Origin of the sequence: Anaerovibrio lipolyticus (assembly GCF_021531495.1) — a bacterium.
Classification (GTDB): domain Bacteria; phylum Bacillota; class Negativicutes; order Selenomonadales; family Selenomonadaceae; genus Anaerovibrio.
Map to the genome: position 1 here is coordinate 175,538 of NZ_JADYTY010000001.1, position 23,789 is coordinate 199,326.

Here is a 23,789-nt window from a genome sequence, read left to right on the forward strand (position 1 = left end):
TCACCTCCTTAATTGGTTAGTTTTATCCAGAGATTGGCCCCATCAGGCGGGGCCGCTTCTCCTACAAATATATTATTAGCCGGGTATATTTTTCCGGTAGTTGAATCAACGACATATTGCAATTCGACTACCCTCCCATCTTCTAACCTAACAACAACGTGAGCTTTAGGATTTAAACTTTCGCGTAGGATAGTTAGAGCATTATCAACAATGCCTTGACATTGTTGGGCAGCCCCCAAGGCATTATCAGATGCCTGTTGTGCTGATAGTGAAAAGTCTTTTGCATTGAAGGACCAGGTTCGCGAGCTCTGTGTTTTCTTCGTAGGGCTCTTGCTATCATACATGTTGTCCGGAGAGGCTTCATCTTCCGCCCAGCTTTTTGCTAATTCTTTATATTTTTCAGCAGAAGCATTGTGTATTGCAGCTATATCAGCACTGCCGGCAGCCATTGTAGCGCTTGTATCAGCAGCTTTACTATAAGATAGTGCTATTACCGAATACGCTTTTGATTCATCAGCCCATTGCTTAGCTTCATTAGATGAATTATATGACTGTTGTGCGTACTGGGCTGAATCTTTGGCAGACAAATTCGCATCAGTTGCGGATTTAGCCGCTTCGTCACGCATGTTTTCAGCGTGGCTAGCAGATGCATTTGCGCTTAGTCTATCATTATGTATGGCTTCGATCATCTCTTCAGCCGTTGTAGCTGATCCGATCGATGCCATGACGCAGCGGTTTAGCATTTCCAAGATTTCCTGTAATATCATAATGGGTTTATCATGCATATTTTCCAAAAGCTCCAGCGGATATTTATCTCCTAGATCTATCTCTTGGCTTATAGGTGTCTCACGATAAACGACTATTTTCCAGTTTTTTGTTAGCACAGGCGGTTGCTCGTTTTGGGGCGCTTCCTGCCCTGGCGGGTAGCCCGGATATTTCACTACATTTGCCACAGTATCAACGTAGTAGTCTTTTTTGATAACTTTTGTCACATCATTCAAGATGTCGTATATCGCTACTTTAACGTCAGCTGCATCATTGTACTTGAAAGCAAATGGGAAAATTTTAGTTTTGCCATCGCCTATATACGTGATTTTAGTTTCTGCAGAAGGTATCATTTTTTATCAGCCCCTTTCTTTTTCTTCTTAGGTTTTACCGGCTCCTGAGGTATCTCTCGTTCTACCGGTTTTTTGTTCCAGATGGCAGACCACACGATATTAGACAGTGTCTTATCATATCTGCCGTCGCCATCTGCCATATACTGCAGTGTAGTCATAGCCGCATTGGCCATAGTATCAGTTATGCCAGTTTTGGCTGCACTTGCAGCTGTAACCGTCTGTGCAACACCCTTAGCAATATCTGCCCAGGTAATCCTATGAGCCGGCTTCATATACTGTCGTTTCTCATCAAATTTCTTTTTAGCCTCTGGTGTCATCTTGTCATACTTAGCTTCGCGTTTTGCCTCCTGCTCGTCTATCCTGGCGTTTTTTTCTTCCTGCTGAGTTACCAGTTTGAAGGTATTAGTCAGCTTGTCAATAACTCCCACGCTGATACTTCCGATGCTGGCACCTCTGCCAAAATCTGTACCTTCAAATACAAGATTGTTATAAAGGCTTACAATGTCTCTTAGTCCAACAAAAGAGCCGGAGGCTGTAGATACAGTATTTTTCGCTAGCTGTACAAAGAATCTTTCTATCAGAGGTATTTCTTCTTTTATGTCATTTCCTTCATCGTCCTTTACTTTTCTATATTTATGGTCATCATCACTGCCATCACCCAGGATAACCATTTTTAAAAGTGTGGCCATAGCACTTGTGAGCACAATTCTATAGAATACCGCTTTGGCAAAAGGCATCCACCTTTTATAATTCTGGCCGCCTGCAATATCTTGTTTAGCAAATTTGCCCTTATAGTAAGCTGCTAAAATAGCATTCATTTGAGTGCTGAAGAAACTATAGAAGGCAGTGAACAGCTTTAGAAACTCCCCGCCTTTCTGCACAGATGCCAAGTCTTTAGTCTGACCAGAACCGAAAACATTTCTAACTACAGCATCAGCATCTTGTATAGCTCTATGCTCTGCTTCTTTGATTATATCAGACTGGCTCTTAAACGGCCTTTCAGACAGCCGTTCTACTTCGCATGTTGCTTTAAAAAGGCTTTTCTTCAAAGGCTCCAGCTCAATCTGCAGCTCTGCAATCCTTTTCCTTATTTCATTTATCTCTTGCACAGTCCCTGGGCCGGCTTCCTGCTCGTAGGGGCTTCCTTCCGTCAATCTCTGCTGCAAGATATATATTTCTTTGTTGGATTCAGATATTTGGATGCGGTATTCTTTTACAGCCTCCTGAGCTGCTTCTAAATCTGCTTTAGCCTCCTTTTCTTCTCTAAGTACTTCTTGATAACGGCTGGCAAAATTATCTTTATATGCTTTACACCACAGTGGCTTAGAGAACATCAAATCTGTAAAGGCTAATGCTGTATATGCGTGTTCCTTTAGCCAATCAGTAGTAACATATCCGGCTTTAAAAATGCCAGGTGTTGCACCTATGTCTCTATCCATGCTGTTAATGCGGTTAGTCATAAATATTGACTTCAATAATAGTTTGTCATTCTCCTTTCTATGCTTCATGTAGTCGCCTATTGCCGTAACAGTTTCAGCAGCTCCGATACAATCCATCATCGGAAAAATATTTGTTACATTTTCTATCACCGGCCACCATCTCCAACCCATGATATTGATAGCAGCATTTCTTCGTAAGAAGCCAATAGCGCTGCTAAAAATACTTGAGCCCAGGTCGTTATCTGTAGGCATGGTTCGCCAGCAGTCTACTACCCACTGATCAATAGCTCTTAGCGCATCATCTCCCAAAGTGCCCCTGACCAGATCCTCAAACCCCTGGGAATGAGTTAGTCTGTAGGCATCTCTAGCAGCAATGCGGAATGTAATGTTTTGAATAACATCTTGTAAATGTGCCGAAATGACATTGAATTGCAGCAATAGTGGGCGCTCAATGTTTTGCGTGTCGCTTCTGCTCTTTGTATGGTTACGGCCAGTACCCAGTACCTGTGCACCACTCATGTTTCTTTGAGTTACAGCATCCATTGCCTGCTGTTCTGCCTTAGGACTCTTCATAGGATTGTAGGCTATAGGATAATAGCCACCTCTCATTTTGATAGGCTGGCCATCACACATTACAGTAAACGGAGTAGGCTTTACCCCCTCCAGTGTTACGCCATTCAGCTCTTCTTCAACCTTTACTGTCTCCGGCCAATAGCTCCCGATAAGATCCCAAATAGCTTGAACTACTTCCCAATCTTTTTTAGTCATGTTGCGCTCTACAAATCCTTGGAGCACATTGCCCATAACATCCAAGCCCTTATAAAGGCGGATGAAATTTACGTCGTTGCCCATGTTCAGTGCCATGCAAATAATATTTTCCTTACTAAAGGTTTCTTCTTTTTTACCAATGCGGAACCTATATTGCTGTTTGGAAAAGTTCTGCTTTTCTTTACGGCTGTACACAGACATGATTTCCTGCAGTTTTTTGGTAGCTTCCGCGGTACGTCTGCCATTTTCGCCGGCAGCTCTATCATATAGCCCATACAGATATTTGTGTGCTACCGGCCCCAAAAGCCTAATCATTTCTTCTGGCTTCATGTGAGCTACCAGGTACTTAGAGCCATACTGACTTAGAGTCGGGCCAATACCTGGTATTTTAGCAAAGTAATCATTGTAGCCCAACCCGCCAATATTATCATTAACTTTATTTTGTATAACATGAGGCAGATTAATAACATCGCCCTGCTCGTTAATATCAAGACGTATGTCATTCAGTACATCAGAGATAAGTTTGCCATCAAAGGATTTTAGCTGGAATTTGTTTTTACCCGTTTTGTAGAGTACAGAAATAATATCTATGCAGGCTTCAAACTGCTTGGCCGTCAATGCTCTGTAGTCAGTAAAACCAGGCTGGTAGATAACGTCCAAGGCGCCCAGCATATCTTCTTTTACATCCAGGCTGTTTTTCAATTCGGCAAAGATTTCTGCCAGCTGGCGGCAATCCTCCGGCCGTACAGGTTCCTTGCGTACAATTCTGCCATTTTCGCTTGTAGGTCTGCCAATATCTTTCTGCCAATTCTTATCCAGCTTCATATCAAAAGCAATCTTCTGAATCCAATATCTATGCTCAACAGGGATACGAACACTTTTTGCAGTCAGCTGTTTTGCCACTTTGGCTAGAATTTTATTTACCTTTTCCCGGTTTTTCTCCGCAGCCTCAGCTAAAGCAGCAGAGGTAAATCTGGCTTCCTGCTGTATCATAGCCACATCCCAGCGCCCAGCCCGTACCATTTTATGCATCATTTCAGCAGCTCTTTTTTCGCTGGCTACATAACGGCCGTAGTCGCAGGATTCAGATATAGGCTGATTGTGGAGCATAGAGCGGGTAGTTTTCTTGATAATCTGCATCCGCCCCTTGAAGGCTTCTTCCAGGGTTTTGAGATTGCGCTTCCAAGCTGTAGCCTCCTTAGAAAATTCTTTCAATGCTTTTTCTACATCAGCCTTTGTAGCCTGCTTGGCCAGCCCCTCTATATCGCCCAATTCCTTGGCCGTCCAGCGGGTAGAGAACCGCAGCTTGTTGATTGCTTGAAGTAATTTCTTTACTTCCTTGTTATCCTTCTCGGCGGTAATATCTATATCATCTGGCAAATTATTTACAGCAGCATTTACCTGATCCATAGCCTCCTTAGCCTTGGCATTAATCTTGTTAGCAGCCTTTTCTTTTTCCCGCAGTGCCTCAGCCTCAAAAGCCATCAGCTTCTTATGATATACAGTCTGCTCCATCATCTTGGAAAGCTGTTCCTCAGAAACATGTTCCTGCAAAATCTTCTTGTCCATTTCCTCTGCAAACTCCTTCATGTAGTTTTCCAGAGTATCTTCCAGACTTCCATATTCTGCCAGCTCTGCATGATAGGCTTCAACAGTAGGGTACAGCCCAATTTCTACAACAGCATTATCATTGCCGGTTTCCTTGGCTACCTTTTGAGCGATATATAAAGGCAAGGCTTCTAGATTTTTTCTAGTCTCCTCTCTCTCATGCTCCAAGGCTTCCTGGTATTTCCGTTGGTGCTCTTCATCCAGGTCTTTCATCATAACCTTCATTAATTTTTCTTTGGCCTCCTCCTTGGCCTCCTGATACCACCTTGCATAGGTTTCCTGCTGAGTTTCGTTAAGAAGCTTTTCACCGCCTGCCTTGGCAATATCCTTATATCTATCATCCAAAGTCATAGCTTCTATTTCTTCATCACTGGCCAGCATTCTTGCCATAACCCTCTCTACCTTGGCATTAGCCCGTACACCTTCACCGGTAAAGGCAATATAGATTGCGCTAAGGAATTGCTTGAACCGTCTAAACACGCTCTGTAAGCCTCTGCTTGGCGCGGTACCGTGCTGTAAATACATCTCAAAGCCACGGGCAAATCTTTCATGAGCCCACTGGCGACGAATTTTATTGACAGTATCATAGTCTCCTGCCTGCTCTGCTGCCAACATGTTATTGGCCATTTGGCGAAATTCTTTAGCAAAAGGACTGCCCTTGAATTTCTTTTCGTCTCCTTCGTGATAGTTAGCCCACTCCATGATAGTATTTAAATCCGCCCGGCACTGATCATCCAGCTCTGCCAGCTTCTCCAGCTCCAGAAGATATACATGAGCCATTTCATGCATAAAGGTAGATTCATCTGCTTTCTCAAACAGGGAAACAATATACTGACCATTAGCTGTAGTGCCGGTCTGGCCTTTAATTTCCTGATTGAAAATTTCATTTTTCTTGACACTTCCCCCATTGCCAGATAATATAGATAAGTTATGGCTATTGACTTTTTCTATCCAATCGCTTACAATAGAAGCAGATTTAGAAGGATTCTTCATGACAGCACCGGAATTGTGATCCGGCCAGCCGGGTTGTGAAGAATCCTTCTTTTCTTGTTGGTAATTATCAATATTTATGTCATAACAATAATCGCCATTATTAGATCGCCTTATTACGGCGCGCACCAATACGTTTTCCCCATCAATAGATACTTTGCAGGCATAATGACTATAGCCATTAGTGACGGAATTTAATTTTTTTATTCTACCTGTAAGAGGTTTTTCTGAAAACATCAATGTGCTATTTTCTAATATTTGTTTTAAATATGGCATAAGCATAATAACTCTTTTATCTGCTGAGTGCCTAACCATTTCTTTGTAAGTACCATTTACTGTTATGCAGACTGGTTCACCATATTTTGTATAAACCACAGTAGGCTGAGGATATTTTGCACCGGCTTCGGTGTGCTGATACATTTCACGAAAATATTTTTTCAGCTCTGCTTTATCTTTTCCGGCTAAAATATTTTCAGTAATCTCTACCACAGGCTCTGAGTTCAGCAATTCCTCCTTGGCTCTAATCTGGCGCTGCACTTCTTGTTCATCACCATGCAAGGTATTTTGAGTGCTTGCCTCCACAGTAGCATTTGCTGGAATAGCCATATTTCCGAATATCACAATAGCATCTATGCCATGTGGGCTTGGCATATATCTACCCTCTTCAATCTTCTGATAGCACTCTCTGGCGGTATCTCTTTCCCAGGTCCAAGCTTGGTACGCTTCCAGTGCTTCTTTACCGCCCGGACGTTCATTTATCTCATTCTCTAATTTATCTATTGTATCCCAAACCTTATCATCAGCCTTTTCGCCAATAGATATAGAGTCCAATTTACTGAGCAATGCCTGTACCTCTGACGATGCATCAGAAAAAGCCTTATTGTATTTCTGCTTATACTCGTCAGCTTTACGCTGTTGCTTCTTGTATTCTTTTACATTCTCACTATTTTGAGCAGCCCTGCTTTCAATGTATCTAGCTTCCTGCTCTCCGGCCAGGCGCCAATACAAATCTACTCCATCTCCTCCTTCGGTAAGTGCATTTTTCAATGCAGTGCGTCTTGCCTTAATTTCTTGAATCTCTGCCCGGCGTTCCTTGCTTATTCTTTTTTCTAGCTTTTCAATTTCAGCAGAAGCTCTGGCTGCTTTTTTATCGTCAAATTCTATTAAGGTGGCATCCATCCACATATCTTGATACACCAAATAAGCTTTTTCATCTTCTGAAAAGCTTCCAAACTGCCTATCTAATATTCTTTGTTCTTCTCGAATTTGTTCGCGGGCAGTTTTTGGGCCACCACCACGGGCAAATCCTTCTCTTTTTTGGATAAGGTGCTGGATTTCATGCACTAAGATACTTTTTGCCTCATTGTCGTTTTTCAGACTTGCAGAGATGGTTATTGCATCTGCATAGGCAAAGCCGTTAAATCCCTTCTCTATTTCCTCAATTCTAACCGGAACATCTTTCAAATCTGGGTATGCTTCAAAAAGCTGCGGGTTATCATATATTTCCCCCAGCTTAGCCCGCTTATCATTCAGCAATTTGTCAAGAGTTATGGCTTCCAGATTATCCGGTATTTCAAAGCGCCATTTGCCATCCTGGCCTTTAAACCAGCCAGTAGCTTTATAAATTTCCTCCGATGAGCTATCCTCCGCCATAGCCTTAGCCTGCTCCAATTTATCCAGTGCAGCAGTTTTGGCATTTTCGCCTGCCATTTGATTGAGTGTATTTCCATTCTTGACAATCCCTAATAATTCCTGTATATTAGGAATTGAAAGAGCATGGTTACTGTCCGGAACTGGTTCACCTTGTGAACAAAGTCTCTCAGAACCATGTTCTTTTTTGTATGTTTCAAATAATGATTCGTTTGTCTTAGAAGCAGTCAAGAATACAGCTTCACCACCTGAACGCATTTCCAAACAAACAAAATAAAGCTCCCCATTCGTGTAGCACTTTCCGAATATAGGTTGTCCATGAAACATTCCTTCATGTTGTTTAGACTTATACACATCAGTCAGCTTATTTATACCTGACTGTATATTAGCTAAATCATCTTCTGTTAATTCATGCTTAGTAATAGCGTGTTTCAGCTGGGCTCCTGGGTAAACAACACCAGTAGAATTATCTACCCACATAACTTTCGATGGTGCTTTGCCTTCACTTTCCACTTCTTTCACTTTGTCAGCAAATTCTTTTAAAGATGACACGCCCACTTTAGATACATCAAACATAGCCTGATTCATATTGCTGCCTCTGTTATAGGCCCCGCCCAGCTGCAGCTCTATTTTTTTTGCCGCATCTACGGCAGTGTATTCCTGGTTTCCGGTAGCTCGTCTGGTATTTTCTGCCAATCGCTCTGCCATGTGGGCTAGAAGCACGGCATTTACCCTAGCAGCTCTGCTGGCAGTGCCAGGCGCATTCCCTAGCATAGTCATATAGTTTCTATAAACTTTGTATGCCTCTGGGCTCATAGACTCTGCTATCTTCATTTCAGTGCTGTTAATCTGCTGTACTTTATCTTTTACGCTGTTCAGTGCCTCCAACCTATCATTGACAGCACTCAAATCAGCAGACACCTTGTCGGCCTCTGCTGCCATATGTTCATCAGTTACAGTGAAATACTCAATATTTGATTTACCGCTCACCATATCGGAAGCTATATCCATAAGCTCCTGCTTGGTGGGCTTTCTTTTGTGCTCCCGATAGAAATCCTGATACCACTTAGCATTTTCAGACACACGAATACCACGGCCGTCACCGGTATCAATAATAGATACACCTTGGCCGTGAGTATCATTAAGAAAATTCAAAGCCGGCTGTAATATGGCCAGCTTCTCTGCCTCTGCCTGCTGGATGAGCTGCTTTAGACCTCTGGCGGGATTTTCCATATCCGTTACAATAGCAGCCTCTACCAAGTCTCTATAAACTTGTGCTTCTGGAGTATCCTCTGGGTACAATTCCTGGGGAATAGTTTTTACTAAATTTATCTGCTGCTCTACCAGCTTTTCAGCATTAGCTTTCATGGTTTCCAGAGTATGCTTTGCATTCTCTCTCATTCTAGCCATAGAATCAGCCTCCACATTGAAGGAAGCTGCATCCAATATTTCAGAGCTAGCTTCTGACTGAGCAAAGCACTCCAACGGTACAGCCAATGTTCCCTTGGTTTCTACCGCCGTCTGCAATGCTTCTTCGTCAATGCCGGCAGCCTTGGCCACCTGGGCCAAATCCTCCTTACCGTTCTCTTTCTGCATAGCCATTTCGGTATCAATATACATGACTTCAAAACCGGTGCCGGCAGCCTTATCATGTATCAGTTTCTTCTGTACATCTGGGGCCGTCTGCTGTAAATCGCTATCATGTACAGCCTCCTGCAATTCCTGGGCCATGATAGTACCTGTGTAGGTATGTCTGGCCATAGCTCCGTTGTTGGCTTCTATCTGAGACAAATGCCTCTGCCTTGCTGCATATCTGCCAGTAGAAGCAGCACCAGAACCAATAGAGCCTGCCATACCAAAAATCAAAGAAGAAGGTATGGCCACCACAGCTGCATCTATTGCATTGCCCAAAATCTCCTTAGCTGTTAGTGCCTTGCCTTCATCATACAGTACACCATACTTCTCACTGTATGCCCGGCCACCATTAGCATTTTTGATATTGTTCATAATAATATCATCAGAGATTTGCTGAGTAGCTTCTTCAAAAGACTCTGTGGCGCCGACTTCCAAGGTACCACTCATAAACTTCCTGAAGCTATCCCCCATATGCGAAGCCAGTTGCGTTTTTGCTGTATGGCCGGCAATAATATCCTCAAACACTCTGGCTGATTGTTTGCCAGGTGTGGCCAACTTGCCCAATACACCGAATGTAGGCACTACCTCTAAAGCTGCATTAGCAGAACCGCCCAGGATTGCATTACTCCAAGCTTCATCATCAGACAAAAGAGGATTGCCCTTTGAATCCCGCAGTTTTTTATACTCATCATATCTATCACCAATTTCCGGAGCCGCCATACCTCGGAATGCGCCAAACTGCATACCAGCCTTCATAAGCTGAGGTGCTGTTGCCTTGGCTGCACTTTCCATTGCTACCTGACGAAGCACTTCCCGTCTTGCCTCGCTGGTTGCTACAGCCTTTGCCACGCCTTTCACTGTGCCGATAATACCGCCGGCAGCGCCACCTGCTACAGCACCGGCAGCTGCACCACCTGGCCCTAATGCACTGCCTACTCCAGCACCGGCCCAAGTACCAGCAGCCCACCATGCGCCTGCATCTTCCATGCCCGCATAGATAGACTGGCCCATTTCTGGCAGAGACTGTCCTACTGTCGACAAAGCATACAAAATAGGATTATCTCTGAATTTCACATCATACAGTTTCTGCTCTATATCCAGCTGCTTTTCCAAATCCTGCATACGCTGTTTGTCATTTTCAGACAAATCTCCGCCATGAGATTTAAACCGAAGATTATTTAATTCCAGCTGTTTGTTACCCATGCTTAGATACTGAGAAAAGCCGTCTATAATGTCCAGCTCCCGTCTTATCTTTGGTGCATCTTTCAGTATCAAGGCACCAGCAGCAGGATCCGCTTCTGCCACTTCCTTCACAACAGGATAGCGGGAATAAAAATCGTCAATACTCCACTGCTGGCCATTTTCCTCTGCCAGCTTTTTATATTCCAGATTTTCCTGGTACATAGCATTGGCTTTTTTCCACGACTCCGAATCAGCCATAGTAACAGCTACCGGTATGCCCAATTCCTGCTCCACAGTCCTTGCCTGGGACAGCTTGCCTGTCTCACTAAAGAAATAGTCGGCTGCTGTAGAGCTTTGCTGTATAGCCTGGGCCACAGGCTGAAAAAAGCTGTTATTATCATTAGCTACCGCATTGATATTAGCTGTTAAATCATGTCGATTATATGCCTCGTAGGCCTCGTCCCAGCTTTTGGCCATCAGTACATCCCGTGTATCTTTATAGGCATCTGTATTTTTGATAAACTGGCCAACGGCAGAATCAGCCACCCACTCTGCCGCCTCCTTAACACCGTCTATCATGGTATCTAATATACCCTTGTCATTTTCCTCTGACTCTCTTGGCTGGTATTCCGGCTGTATATTGCCACTCATACCCTCTAATCTCTGTCTTATCGCATTGCGCTGTTCCTCTGTCATAATTACTCCTTATTCACTAAAAGCCGCCCGCAGATAATACTCCTTGGTTTCATCACTCACAACACCTTCAAGAATATCCCATATCTGGCTATAGCTGTATCCCTCATTTTTCTTTTCGTTAATCATATCCAGCACTTCTGTATCGTTCAAATCAGCAGTACCTGTGCCATGATAGAAGTTATACCGCCTTGTTGCCCGATTGTACTTTTTCTGGTCAGATGCCGAAATAGTATCATCCGGATCGTCCATACGGTCGTTATATTCTTCTATCAAACTTAAATCTTCTTCCTCTGTCAGAGAATTGAAATATCTATTAGCAGATTTATTTCTGCTTCCTCCGCTGGCAGCCTTTATAGCCTGCTTCTGTGCTTTGTTCAGCCTATTAAGATATGTGTTCTTAGTCTTTGCATTTAAGCCGGAATTTTCGATAGCCGCCCGCTGTTCTTCAAAAGTGTTACAGCCAGAGAGGGTTGCTTCCAAATCCTGCATTTTCTGCTTCTGGTCGATATTATAAAATCTGCTTTGATCAGCATATAAGCTGTACACGCCATCCATCAGCTCCTCATATCTATCTGCATCAAAGGTACTGCCACCACTTCCCAGCCGGCTTGACTTGATTATCTTGCTAGGCTGTTGCCCGTCCATCTCCCGATAATCACCGCCTCTGATTACCATACTCTGACTGGAGCTGGAGCTGTTGCCTACATAGCCAGTGCCTCCAGTAGCCACAACAACATGATCATTATCTCCGTAGATAATCATATCTCCTGGCTCCACCTGATCAGCAGAATAGGGAATTACCCCAGGACCGCCATTTGCCGTCTGGCTTTTAGAAACCAGCGTAGGCACATCTGTATCTCCTTGTATAGACTGAATCCAGGAATTGCTATTGTCTGTACCTAGTATTCTAACGGCAGCCTCTACACAGCCATTTGTGCCATGTGGCATTGTCTGGCCACCCCATTTCTGATACCCTGCCTCAACACTATCAGAGGATATACCATTGCTTTTCGTACACATTGCACGGGCTTCTTTCTCCAGGCCTGCTATATCCAGCTCGTTAGTCTCCGGATTGTAAAATTTGCCTATCAGAATCCTTGATGTATCTTTTTTGTCATTGGCCTTTTTCTGCTTTTCTACAGTGGCATAGAGAGAATTAAACTCGTCCTGGCTCATATTCTTTCTCTCGCGCTTCAGCCATTCGTAGGCATCGTCATATTTTTCATCAGCCACGCAGGCCTTAACAAGACTTGATACCGTCTGGGTACGGAATGTCATTTTCTTGGCTTCCGTCGTGGCAGCATCCCAGCCCTGCTTATCCGCCCAGCTGTTCAGAGTCTCGTTCGCTTCCTGCATTTGCCCATAAACAGTATCTGGATCCGCATAGCTGAGAGCCATGCTGTTTGAAAAGTTGCTCATTCTAGCGTTGAAAGTGTCAGTTTGATACGCTTCCCTTTCCTTGTTTTCCGTCTGCATACCGAGTTTGCCGTACTGCTCCAAATCCTTTGGCAAGTATTTATTCATCAGCTGATAGCGTACACGGCCATTATAATTTCCCGCTACCTCCTGGGTAACATCCTGCACAGACTGATTTACCCTGTCTGTCATGCCCTGGGCATTTTTACCCTTGCCGGTAGTGATAATACCATCTTCTGAGTAAAGGCTTTCATTCAGTTTTTGACTAATCTCGTTGCGGGCTGCCATAATGTCCGCCGCATCGTCCTCATCCTGTCTCTTTTGGATAATGCCAGCAATATGATTTGCAGCAGAGCTCCAAGCTCCCAGCTGGCTTCCATCAGTGCCGAAGGCTTCCTTAGTAACACTGGTAGATATCCTGGCATTAATAGTGTTAGCTTTTACCGCTGGTGTATATGTTGAAAACTTCATTTACAGCACCTCACCAATAATTTTTCTTGCTGGGATTGGTAATAGTCCAGCCCCTGTTTTTGCCAGCATTGAAATTGCTCATACCGCTGACAGTATTTTCCCGCCATTTCATAGTAGCATTGCCAATGCTTCCACCTGTGCTTCCAGAAGCCGTAGGTGTTTGCGCTCCTGCTATACTTGCAGCCGTGGAAAGCAGAGTAGGAACAAGCTGACCTTTGGCCTGGCTGACCACATTATCAGCAGCCGCCCGTTTCTGATTGGCATCGTTAATATAGTTAGTCTGCACCACTCTACTGTTGTAATTATCATTGCGTTGATTAGTTAAGAGTGTTGCCTGGTCCTGTCTATAAGCATCAAGACCGCTGGATAAAATATCCTGCTGAGAACCGCCAAAACCAAGTCCTGCCGCTCCCGCTTGGGCACGCTGGGCACCCTGGGCCAATCTCTGTCGATTGCGCAAATCCCTTGCTTCCTTAGCATAGTTATCCGCTATCTGCTCCTGCTTACGTCCTTCAATCCTTGCATTCTGTTCATCCGCCTCTGCCTGTGCTCTCATAGCCTTAGCCTTTGTATCTGCCTGCTGAACCTGCTGCTGATAACCGAATAGCGCAGAGGCACCTATAAGACCTGCTGTTAAACTACACATTATTTTCACCGCCTATTGTAAATTTCCAAAACTCATTGCTTCCTACCATGTATCCCTTATCAAACTTAGCGCCGTATGTACGAAGCCAGCGGATAGATAAAGTATTTTCTTTAGATACAAAATTCCAAAGCACCTTGTATCTTCTCCTCCATCTTTTCAGTATCTCCATACAGCAGCATACAAATGATTTCTTATAATCGTTGAAGATGTTTGAACCCAGGCACCATATCTGACCGCCCGGCTCCTTGTCAATTACTCCATATATGACAATTACTTTTCCCGTACTATCATAAGCAGCAAAGGCTTCATCAGAAGCCATGACCGACTCCTTGACTTCTTTATACCTATCCTTTACCCCCAGCTTATCCATCTCATCAATATCCTGCTGGCGCATATTCTCCACCAGATTTTCTATAAACCAATCGCTATTTGCCCATATCGGCACAATGCTATATTTACAAGCCTGCTCCACCTAATGTCACTCCTCTCACTACTGACAGCAGGGTAAACGGATACGGCTTATCATGCCTTATATACACCCTGCCATTTTTATTAAAACCACCACTGCCCATTGTTACATTCTTGTCACCAGAAAATAGGCAGGGCTGACCTAAATCCATTTCTCCTATGTCGTAGACAATATCATGCAGAGTATCCTTGTCCGGGCCTATCTCCCCGCCAAAGCTTTTAGACAGACGAAGCACCACAGTATTTACTGTCTGCTGCATACCCTGAATGTTGCCCATACCGGATACCGATGTATTAAAATTAGGCTGTTCCAGCACCATTGTGTACGGGATGCCTATCACCACATTACTTGCTGCCTGTTCCAGCTCAATAGCGCCGTTCTGAACTGTCTTAGGATTAAACAGATAACCATCACCCATCGCCAATACAGTACGGCCTTCCAGGTGCTCTAATCCATTAATAACACATTCTGCTTTTTCGTATGTTTTTCTTACGGCACAATCCAGCATGATATAGTCCTGCTGATTTTCGCTATCACTATCCAAATCCAGCTTCTCAATATACCTGGCAGTCTTGCCGTTAATCTCCCGTGCAACCTGGCAATACACTACATCATTGTTCCCCTGCTGAGCCGCCAACACGGCCTCAACTACTCCGTCGGTCACAATATGGCTCCAACCATATACCTTCTGCTCCATAATGTATGTGAGACAAAGCAGTGTGCCATCAGAGCGCACAAAGTAGATAACACTGTCCGGTTCCTGAGCAAAGCTGCTATCTACAATCTCCTTGCCATGTACAAGGTGCTTAGCTAGCAATGTTAAATCATAACCGCCATAGCTATCTGTATCATAGCTGTATGCCATATCACGGATAATACTTCCCCGTCTCTGTACATATACCAATCTATTGCCTACCCTCACCGGCTCCACATCATTACAGCCGTAATTCTGTTGGAGTCTTGGTGTGATATTTGTAGGTGTCACTGTTTCAGAGCCTGATATTGTCCACTCGTTGCCTTCTGTTAATACAATCAAATCGTTACCGGCATCCATGTGTGTTATCTGATACGGCCTCAGCGATAGCAGGTCAGCTGATATAGCACTATCATCAGTTACAGTGCCGGATTCCTTATCTACAGAAAAATTTTCATAATCCCCTGTCATACTCATCCATATTCTTTGGGGATACTTCACATTAGCAGCAAAGCACAATCTGTCTTGGAAGAATGTTGCACAGCTAGGATACCCCTGCTTTTTTCCCCATGCCGATAGATACCAATTGTTTGTCTTATTCGTACCGCCCAGGGCTTTCTCCACATCAGCTGTTACTTTCCTTGTACTGACAAAGCCTGTTATCTTTGCATATCCAACATGCGTGTATGGATACACTGTTAGATCTGCAGTACAGCTTCCAGAGCTTTTTGCTACAGTAACACGCACCAAAGCGTACTCTTCTACAGTACCAGATTCAGTAGGGTTATAATCGTTGCTGGATGTGTACTGCCTAAGCTGAAGCCATGTAGCACCATCGTCATATGATATTTCTACCGTCACAGTACCGCTCCATGTTCCATGACATGTGATTTTCCAAGTATCCCCCGCCAGGATGCTTTTACTTGTACCGCCGGTACAGCTTACAGTCTGCCCGCTCATGGATTGTTCCAGCTTTATCCAATCCCCGACACTCTCTGCTGTCCATGTATCCTTTACGGCTGTCAGCGTAACATTCCCCGTTGTGCCGGATGGAGTTATAAAATTCTCTTCGTCAACATTCAAATCCCCATAGGGCACCTGCTGCCAATCTACATCAGCCAGTTTCCACTCCCGTTCTGAATACCTCATCAGCTTCTTTACAGGGTGTTTTCCGCTGGCTATATATAGAACATCCACAGACTGCACAAAACGCAGTCCTGCAAGCTCTCCTGCCTCATACGGTGTATCCAGCTCTATACCAAGGTAATGACCATTGCGCCATACTCTTATATACTTATGGCCAATCTCCAGCATATAGGAAATAGTCACTGTAAAGTTAAACTTAACCAGCATACTCTTTTTATCCTGGTACTTTGTCTGGCCACAGTAAATCATGCCAGGCCGTTTCCGTACCGCCCCATAAGGGCGTACAATGGCATTCTCTGCCTGTAGTAGTGCCACCTGATATTTATCCAGGTCTATACGGCTGGCCACATCGACAGATATTTCACCGCCCGTAAATGCCGGCTGTATAGAATAAAACGCGTTGGGTGATGCCATTTATTTTCCTCCTCATTGAAATCTGGCCTGAGCATAGCTTTCCGGGAAAACAGTGCTCTTCCTTCGCTCCTGTGCCGAATAAATCTTAGCCGCCTCTATGCTATCCTGATACAGTTGGAATTGTGTCTGCTGGATGCTGGCACTGCCTGTCAGTACCATAGCCATGTTGCAGGCCAGATAGTGAGCAAAGGCCTCTATAAACTCGTCTGGAAACATATCAACATCTTTCACATTGTATGTGTACTCGCACCATGCCAGTTCTACATCAGTCAGCAGTGCCTTTTGATTGCCTGTCAGCATAGCTGTATCAAAGTCCTGTACCTGCTCTTCTTTTGCGCTGGCTCCTTCCTCGTCAAACACATAGCGTACTGCCAGGCACCCTGCCGGATATGCATAGGCAAAATCCCACCCAGGTTCCTTGCCGGCAAGCAGTGCCAGCTTTACAGTACGCTTGGCAAACCCCCAGGGATACTGTCTAAGCAGCAATCTTCTGGCATGGTCGTAATGTATCTTGCACTGTGCAGCCTCTTCCGTATTATCATCCATAGAAGTAATCTTGCCTTTTGATAAATAGCTTAGTGCTAAGTTGCAAATATCTGTACTTGTCATTTTTCTTTTCTCCTTTCCTGTCCTTTTGCTATACCGCCCAGAGGGGATAAACGATATAGCAAAAAGGCAGGAAACAAATATGATTTTGTCTCCCGCCCTCGGCTTAATCTAATATATCATCATCCAACACCAGCGCGGCTGTAAGCTCGCCATCGGTATATGTGCTGGTTGCTTCCAGCTTCATGTAGCCCTTATTGCCTCTCGGCAGCTTGGCCTTGATTGGTAACTCTGTATATGTGGCCAAAGTTACCGGTCTGGTAAACGCTTCATCCGCAGCCGTAATAACAGCTACAGACAAAGTACCAGTCCCGCTGGCACCGTTTACATCAGCAAACAGAATCAAAGGATCACTGGCCTCACCAGGCCCCAGCTTGATAATGTCGCTGTGCAGCTTGCCACTGGATAAAGTCTTTTTGTCAAAGAATGTATTTTCACCATCGAAAATCATATCAGCACCTCCTGTTAGGTAATAGCCGGCTCCTGCTCGGAAATAGCCTCACACTTCTTAACCGGCAGACCGGTGAAGAATAACTGTGGCATCTTGCCCATCATTTCCTGACGGGTAATATGCACATTGTTCTTATCCATCAGCCACAGCTCCAGCATGTCATAAATGCTTGGAGATACATACATGGCCATCTGCTTATCACCTCTATCAAGCCCCTGGATGCGGTTCTTGGCCTGTACGATAGCTTCAATGATAGCCTGCTTGTTGGCAGCGGTTTTCAGCTTAGTAACATCAATGTTGCGTACCAGCGCATTTGCACGGATATTCTGTACAGCCAAGCCTGCCTTCCAAGTGAACAAAGACTGCAAAGCCTGGTACTCACGGCCCTCGGAATCAGTTACAGTCTGTTCACCCAAATCACGGTGCTGCAAGCCCATAGCAGAGTTCTTTGGATAGATACCGCAGGTGGCCTGTGTGCCCCAGCCTACAATGTAGATACTGGTATTGGTATCAGTACCGGCTGTACCAGCAGAAATAACCTGGTGGCCAGCGGTACCATTACCGCCATCAGTCAGAGTATTGTAGCGCACACTCAATCCGTTGAATGTATCCGGATTATCATCGGTACTGCCATAAAACATATTGGCTGCCACCACATCAGCAAAGCCCTGCACGAAAGCAGCATCCTCAGAACGGCGGAAGCCTTCTTTGTCCCTCTGCAATGCCAAAAGCTCAATATCCACGCTGGAGCGATCCTCCAGGATAATGCAGGTATCCTGTACCTGCTTAGTGGTGCTCTTGCTACGCTTAATACCACGGTTAATCTTACGAATAGACGGGGTAGGCAGGCTGGTACGAATGGTAGTTACATTACCAGTAGGCAGATTGCCTTCCTTCCAGCGGGCATCCTGAGTAATAGGATTTACCTTTTCCAATGCCTCAATAATAAATGCTGTAGTCCCGTCCGGGTTGATACGTTTCTTGTAGTCGCTCAGCGTCAATGCCTGGGTTCCTAAAACGCTCATGCTTTATCATCTCCTTAATAAATTCCAAAATCAGTATTGCCATACAGGCTAGAGCGGATTGCTCCACTGTTGGCTCCAAAGCCTTTGAAGGTATCCTCTTTAGTCAAGTCACCCACAAAGGCCAACATTCTGATAAACTCAATGCGATTACCGGCACCAGTGTAATTCAATGCCTCCCGCAGGTTAGGTATTGCTTTCTCCATAGCCTCAAGGCCGGCGCCTGCCTTCTGCAAGGTTCTGTCAAAGTCAATGCCCAATTCCTGCTTGGCTTCCTGTCCCCAGCCGGCAATTTCATTCTGTCTCGCCTGCTGGGCAAGCTGTGTCATACTACCGGCATAGTTCATACCGTATGCAGCCAGCTTGCTTGCCTGCTCGTTGGAAAGCTTCAGCTCCTTGGCTATGGCGGCAAACGAGTCCGCCTGCTCCTGATTGTATTCCATGCCTTCCGGTACAACGGATTTAAAATCATATGCCTCAGTTTCTTCAACTGTTTTTCCAAGCAGCGTTGACTGATCCGCCTTACCAGTTCCGACTTCATTCTCCTGGCCTTTGCTGCTTTCCTTTTTGCCAGCCTCAACTTTCGAATCTGGTTGCGGATCTCCCGCATTATCTCCGCTTCCTGCTTCTCCATCTCCTCCAGCCTCCCCAAACAGCTGTAAATCAAAATCAAAACCAAATTCCTTGTCCATAATGCCCTCCTATTCCTCTGCCTTCATATACCTTGATACGATAGACCTTTTAATTTCCTCCTGCTGATCGTTATAGGCCTTGCTTTCAGACTCCATTTGATGATACAAGGATAAACCATCACCCATACTGAGAATGTTTTCCTTTATCACCAAGCCTACCCGCCTTTCGCCTTCCTGCACCAGCATAGCATTAGTATCCATAACCATGCTGCCATCAGAACGGAGCAAACCCAAAGCAGAATCAATGTGGCAATTCTCCAGCAATCTAGCTACAAACCACCGCCCGTCTGGGCTTTCCATTACATAGCTGATAGCTGCTTTATCCCTGCCTGCAACATTATCAGATAGTACCTTGTTAATTTCCTGGTGCATTTCTCCAATATCGTATCCTGCTCCCATAGCCCACTCCTTTACATCATACCGCCCAGCCACTGTTGAAGAGCTGGATTTCCATCGTTGGCAGCATCCGTAATATTCTTTGCCGCCTGTGCCGCTGGAGCTGCAAGCTGTACGGCCTGTGCCATTTCTGCCTGCTGTTCCTGCTTGGCAGCCGCTTCTGCCTTCTGCTTCTGAATTGCTTCAAATTCATCCTCAGTACGCTTCAAACCTGCTGGAGCACCTACCATATCGAAGTAATCATCAATAGCCTTGGTCCAATTAACCTTATCCAATACCGACTGGTCAAACTGTGCTAACTGGCCAGTAAATGCAATAGCCTGTTCAATGTTAGTTAGGCCTGCCATCTTCTGTGCCTGTGCCAGCGGAGAAATGTACTCTATAGTCACTTCCTCCTGACTCATTATCATAGCCAGTTCTGGATCCTCAGCCTGTGGCAGTACCCCTGCCCGGTCAAGTATGTTATAGACACGCTCTATAATCTTGCGGAGAAATTCAAACTGCAAGCGCTGGACCACTGGCCCAAGCTGCTGAAGCTGTTCCTGTTTTCTCTGCAAGACTTCCTGTGCCGTCATATGCTTATCTTCCAGCCTCTCTAGCATCATAAAGAGGTCAGCGCTGTAAGCTCTCTTTATTCTGTCCTGCAAGTCCATTATCTTTTCCTGCAAGTGCTGGAGATTGATGCCCACCTGGAACAATGGCTTAACAGGTTCATCCCTGCCAACAATGGTGTAACTGCCAGGGGCCAGGTTAATGCCCTGCTTGAATGTGCTGGCACTTCCCATCATTGGAGGACGGATGCCAAGCTCTACCGCCACAATATCGTCCTTCTCCAATTTCTGGAGGCCTTTACTGTCACCTTCCGCAAACCAGCCAGGCCCCTTGCCATAGGTTTCACTGCCTGTCACAAGGTATCTTGCTACCGGTATTGGCCACTCCTCAAAACCGCCAATATCAAGGAATGTATCTGTATTACCTGCTTCCAGCCAATACAGTGACAAATATTTCATGTGATACTTATCCATGATTTCCTTGTTGCGGTCGTGGAAGCGGTTAGGCTCCACCAGCCACCACACACGATATTTTGTTTTCATACCGCCATTATCCAGGTCAGCCCTGATTTCAGCAGGGATTTTGTCAGCGCCATACTTATCTACCAACTGGCGGGCCGTCATTTCAAACTTTGTACAGAATGTATCCACGATGCCATCCGGCCCGTTTTCCATCATGTAAGTGCCTATGGTAAAAGGTACAAAATGCACTCCTGTGTCACTGTCCTGAAATATGGCCATAGGAGCCTGCCCAAAGGCAAGTTCCAGATATGCACTATGGATTGCATTATAGAAATTAGATTTCAGCAGCACATCCTGTAATACAGCCATCCGCTTGTCAAGCAGCTCCCCAGCTTCTGGATGATTTCTCATATCATCACTAGACCATGTTAGACGGAACCATTGCCTGGAAGGCGGTGTTAATCCCGACATAACACCGGCCGCAAAAGCCTGATTAGCCTGCCATGCTACAGAGTGATAGATGTTTGTATCCCGTCTCCGTGCATAGTCCGTAGTGTCGGCTGTATCATCAAACTGGCCAATGTACGGCAGTTGGAAGTCTCTAATTGCTTTCCACCTTTTCAGATAGTCCTGCCTGTTAGACTCCATTTGCTTTACTTTGGCCTGATACTTTCGTTTTTCCAGATTCAGCTTCAAGGCCATATCCGAAGTTGTAACCAATGTTGCAGGTGCTCTTTCCTGCTTCTCTGTATCATACATGCTACTTCACCCCGCCCAGGTTGCTTACTGTACCGCTAGTATCACCAGCAGAGACACCGCCAAGCAATGTACCACTGTAACGGTCATTACTAAGTCTGGTGCTAACCCGCTTTCTCTGCTTCTTCTTAGCAATTGCTTCTGCCTGGTCAGCTCCTGTATTAGCACTTGTTACCTGCACCGGAGTTGGATCTACCTTTGCTGGTGCTGGTGCACTTGAACCACCGCCGCCTCCACACATACTATCATCCTCACTTTCAATCATCATATAAATCAAAATCTACATTGCACATTGCGCGCCTGGTCCCGCTAATGAAACCTTTCGGTTGAACCGGATACGCAAAGGTTAATGCCAATGAGTCAGCTATATCCGGAGACTTGCCCATAATCTCCTTGATGTCTTCCTTGCTGCTCAGCTTCATTCTGTTGGCAGCATCAAAGCTGTATTCTGGTACTACCAATTCGCTTTTCAATTCTGGAACATTGGGCAATGCTCCACCAGATTTTATCCATTCATGCATTTCATCCCACATCTCTACACGCTTGTTGATATAGCGTTCCGGATTCAATGCACGGGAACCAAAGTTGACTTCTGTCACGTCATAGCCCATCTGCCGGCACCGGTCAATAACACCTTCACCACGGCCAGCATCTACAAAGACCGCATCCGGCCTATGCTTATCTATCTCACGCATGAGATAAGCAGCAAATGTCATGTTGTCAATATCCTTGTACACCTTTGGCTCATAGCATACAAGGCCCTGACGTCTGGTAATAACACAGCTATCATCACCATATCTTGCCACATCTACGCCAAAGATTACCGGAGCCAAGCCCACATCTTCCTTTGTGTAGGTGCGCCCCGCAGACTCTGTTACCTCGTCAATGGTTATCAGCACATTTTCGCAGGATGCCGTAAAGTCACATAACATTTCCTGTCTGAATTTCGTTTCGGACATTTCTGCTTTCAGCGTTTCCAATGCTTCCGGTCCATATCTGCCGCCAACATCAAAAAGCCCCGACTCATCGCAGCGTATCATGCACGAATACCATTTATCATCGCTCTGTGCATTCTGCCATATCTCATAGAATTGGTTTTGCCCTTTAGGCGTGCCGATAAACACCGCCCAGCCGTTTCTATCCATCAAAGCGGGGAGTATAACCTCATCCCACAGCTCGCTCTTTATCTGAGCCGGCTCATCAAGCACAACCCCATCAAAGTAAAGACCTCTTGCACTATCTGGATTATCAGCGCCCATGATATATATCCTTGCTCCACTGCATCCCTTATGCATACTGGCAAACTCTACATAAAGCTCACTTTCATTCACTGTGACGCCTGGCAATACATGCAGGTAGTATTTGAGATAGCTCCACGCAATTGTCTTTGCCTGCTTTCTGTACGGTGCAATGTACGCAAAGACCGGCATCTTCTTTTTGCACTTGATAGCCATTTTTATCATGTGATTAATAACAAGTACCGTCTTTCCGTATCGTCTATGGCACACCAGCACAGACCGTGAATGACTCTCAAGGGCTGGATGAATAACTTTTCTGGCATACGCTGTAGGGCAATACGGAATTATATATTTAGCCATCTTCATCATCCTCCCAAGCCGTTGTAGCTACCCCGTCACCATCCACATTCTTAACCTCTGAACGCTCTCTATATTTTTCCGGTGCATTAGCTTTTAGAAGTATCTCCATCAGCTTATCAGAGTATTTTGTGACAGTGCCTACCTTCTGCCCTTTGTAGTACACATCCTCCTCGAAGCCCGTTGCCCTTCTCTGTGCCTCATCTTCAAGAACGGATATGGCCTGGGGCCTCACATCATTCTCATAGACAGCAGCATATCTGGCATCCTCTTTCAGCCAATTGTAATGTGTCTGCCTGGTAATTCCGGATTTAGCAGCCGCCCGGCCAATATTTCCACCACACGATATTAGATTATTAAGAAATACGTTTTTCTTTTTCTCGTTCGTAAATCTGTAAAGCTTGGCCACTTTATCCATCACCTCCCAGCCCTTGTATTATCTACATCCGCAGACAATTGCGTTTTTAGATTTTTCCGGCCGACTTTATGTGTAAAATTTTTGCTCTGTGAAAATCATATCATACACTCCAAAAAGTGACCATGTTTTAGGGGCGGTACAGATTGCTCCATACCGCCCCTTGTTTTACTTATCGCTTATGTGATTTTCCCGGATGCTTTTCTCTCTGGCACAGGCCATAGCCATCAGCGACCGCATGACAATGTGGCTCAAATGATCCTCCATTCTATCCCCGTCACAGTACTTCAAGATGTGGCGAAAAGCCCTGGCCAAATGCTCCTCTGTAGGAATGCTCCGCCATGTGGCCCCAGGATGTTTCCTAGCTCCTACAGTCAGTCCTTCTGCTACTTCCAGCAGTACACCGGATAAACCGTCTTTCAAAAGATACCTGCACTCGTCTCTTTCCTCGTCCTGGGGAAATCTACTCTCTTTGTCTAAAACCTTTGTCATTTTTCTATT

General features: G+C 45.1%; 16 protein-coding genes. All 16 read right to left on the bottom strand.

Annotated elements, in window-relative coordinates; translation table 11 throughout:
* Window positions 1–8 precede the first annotated feature (8 nt).
* Window positions 9–1,118 carry a hypothetical protein gene (locus tag I6E26_RS00815; RefSeq protein WP_235319921.1) on the bottom strand — a complete coding sequence of 370 codons (1,110 nt, stop codon included), beginning with the start codon at window positions 1,116–1,118 and terminating at the stop codon, window positions 9–11.
* Window positions 1,115–11,086 (bottom strand): LPD23 domain-containing protein, encoded by a 9,972-nt coding sequence (locus I6E26_RS00820; RefSeq protein ID WP_235319922.1) that lies wholly within the window; start codon window positions 11,084–11,086, stop codon window positions 1,115–1,117. Before I6E26_RS00820 ends, I6E26_RS00815 begins: the two co-directional genes overlap by 4 nt.
* A gap of 9 nt (window positions 11,087–11,095) precedes the next feature.
* Window positions 11,096–12,973 (bottom strand): hypothetical protein, encoded by a 1,878-nt coding sequence (locus I6E26_RS00825; protein ID WP_235319923.1) that lies wholly within the window; start codon window positions 12,971–12,973, stop codon window positions 11,096–11,098.
* 10 nt (window positions 12,974–12,983) lie between these two features.
* On the bottom strand, window positions 12,984–13,619 hold the full coding sequence (locus I6E26_RS00830) for a virion core protein, T7 gp14 family (RefSeq protein WP_235319924.1): 636 nt from the start codon (window positions 13,617–13,619) through the stop codon (window positions 12,984–12,986).
* Window positions 13,612–14,091 carry a phage protein Gp13 family protein gene (locus I6E26_RS00835; RefSeq protein WP_235319925.1) on the bottom strand — a complete coding sequence of 160 codons (480 nt, stop codon included), beginning with the start codon at window positions 14,089–14,091 and terminating at the stop codon, window positions 13,612–13,614. The genes I6E26_RS00830 and I6E26_RS00835 overlap by 8 nt, the downstream gene beginning before the upstream one ends.
* Complete coding sequence (locus I6E26_RS00840; RefSeq protein ID WP_235319926.1) at window positions 14,075–16,342, bottom strand: hypothetical protein; 2,268 nt, start codon at window positions 16,340–16,342, stop codon at window positions 14,075–14,077. The genes I6E26_RS00835 and I6E26_RS00840 overlap by 17 nt, the downstream gene beginning before the upstream one ends.
* Window positions 16,343–16,354: 12 nt before the next feature.
* A complete protein-coding gene (locus I6E26_RS00845) occupies window positions 16,355–16,951 on the bottom strand; it encodes a hypothetical protein (RefSeq protein WP_235319927.1) in 597 nt (198 codons plus the stop codon).
* 103 nt (window positions 16,952–17,054) lie between these two features.
* The gene (locus I6E26_RS00850; protein ID WP_235319928.1) at window positions 17,055–17,399 is read right to left on the bottom strand and encodes a hypothetical protein; all 345 of its coding nucleotides are present in this window, start codon (window positions 17,397–17,399) and stop codon (window positions 17,055–17,057) included.
* 14 nt (window positions 17,400–17,413) lie between these two features.
* Window positions 17,414–18,424, bottom strand: a complete 1,011-nt coding sequence (locus I6E26_RS00855) for a major capsid protein (RefSeq protein ID WP_235319929.1) — start codon at window positions 18,422–18,424, stop codon at window positions 17,414–17,416.
* A 14-nt stretch (window positions 18,425–18,438) separates the two neighbouring features.
* Entirely contained in the window at window positions 18,439–19,113 is a 675-nt protein-coding gene (locus I6E26_RS00860) for a hypothetical protein (RefSeq protein ID WP_235319930.1), read from the bottom strand.
* A gap of 9 nt (window positions 19,114–19,122) precedes the next feature.
* Window positions 19,123–19,512, bottom strand: a complete 390-nt coding sequence (locus I6E26_RS00865) for a Bbp19 family protein (RefSeq protein WP_235319931.1) — start codon at window positions 19,510–19,512, stop codon at window positions 19,123–19,125.
* An 11-nt stretch (window positions 19,513–19,523) separates the two neighbouring features.
* Window positions 19,524–21,281, bottom strand: coding sequence for a portal protein (locus tag I6E26_RS00870; protein WP_235319932.1), 1,758 nt, complete (start codon window positions 21,279–21,281; stop codon window positions 19,524–19,526).
* 1 nt (window position 21,282) lies between these two features.
* The gene (locus tag I6E26_RS00875; RefSeq protein ID WP_235319933.1) at window positions 21,283–21,546 is read right to left on the bottom strand and encodes a hypothetical protein; all 264 of its coding nucleotides are present in this window, start codon (window positions 21,544–21,546) and stop codon (window positions 21,283–21,285) included.
* The gene (locus I6E26_RS00880) at window positions 21,536–22,876 is read right to left on the bottom strand and encodes a terminase large subunit domain-containing protein (RefSeq protein ID WP_235319934.1); all 1,341 of its coding nucleotides are present in this window, start codon (window positions 22,874–22,876) and stop codon (window positions 21,536–21,538) included. Before I6E26_RS00880 ends, I6E26_RS00875 begins: the two co-directional genes overlap by 11 nt.
* Window positions 22,869–23,291: a hypothetical protein gene (locus I6E26_RS00885; RefSeq protein ID WP_235319935.1), complete on the bottom strand. Its 423-nt coding sequence runs from the start codon at window positions 23,289–23,291 to the stop codon at window positions 22,869–22,871. The genes I6E26_RS00880 and I6E26_RS00885 overlap by 8 nt, the downstream gene beginning before the upstream one ends.
* A 165-nt stretch (window positions 23,292–23,456) precedes the next feature.
* Window positions 23,457–23,780: a dATP/dGTP diphosphohydrolase domain-containing protein gene (locus tag I6E26_RS00890; protein WP_235319936.1), complete on the bottom strand. Its 324-nt coding sequence runs from the start codon at window positions 23,778–23,780 to the stop codon at window positions 23,457–23,459.
* Window positions 23,781–23,789: the final 9 nt, after the last annotated feature.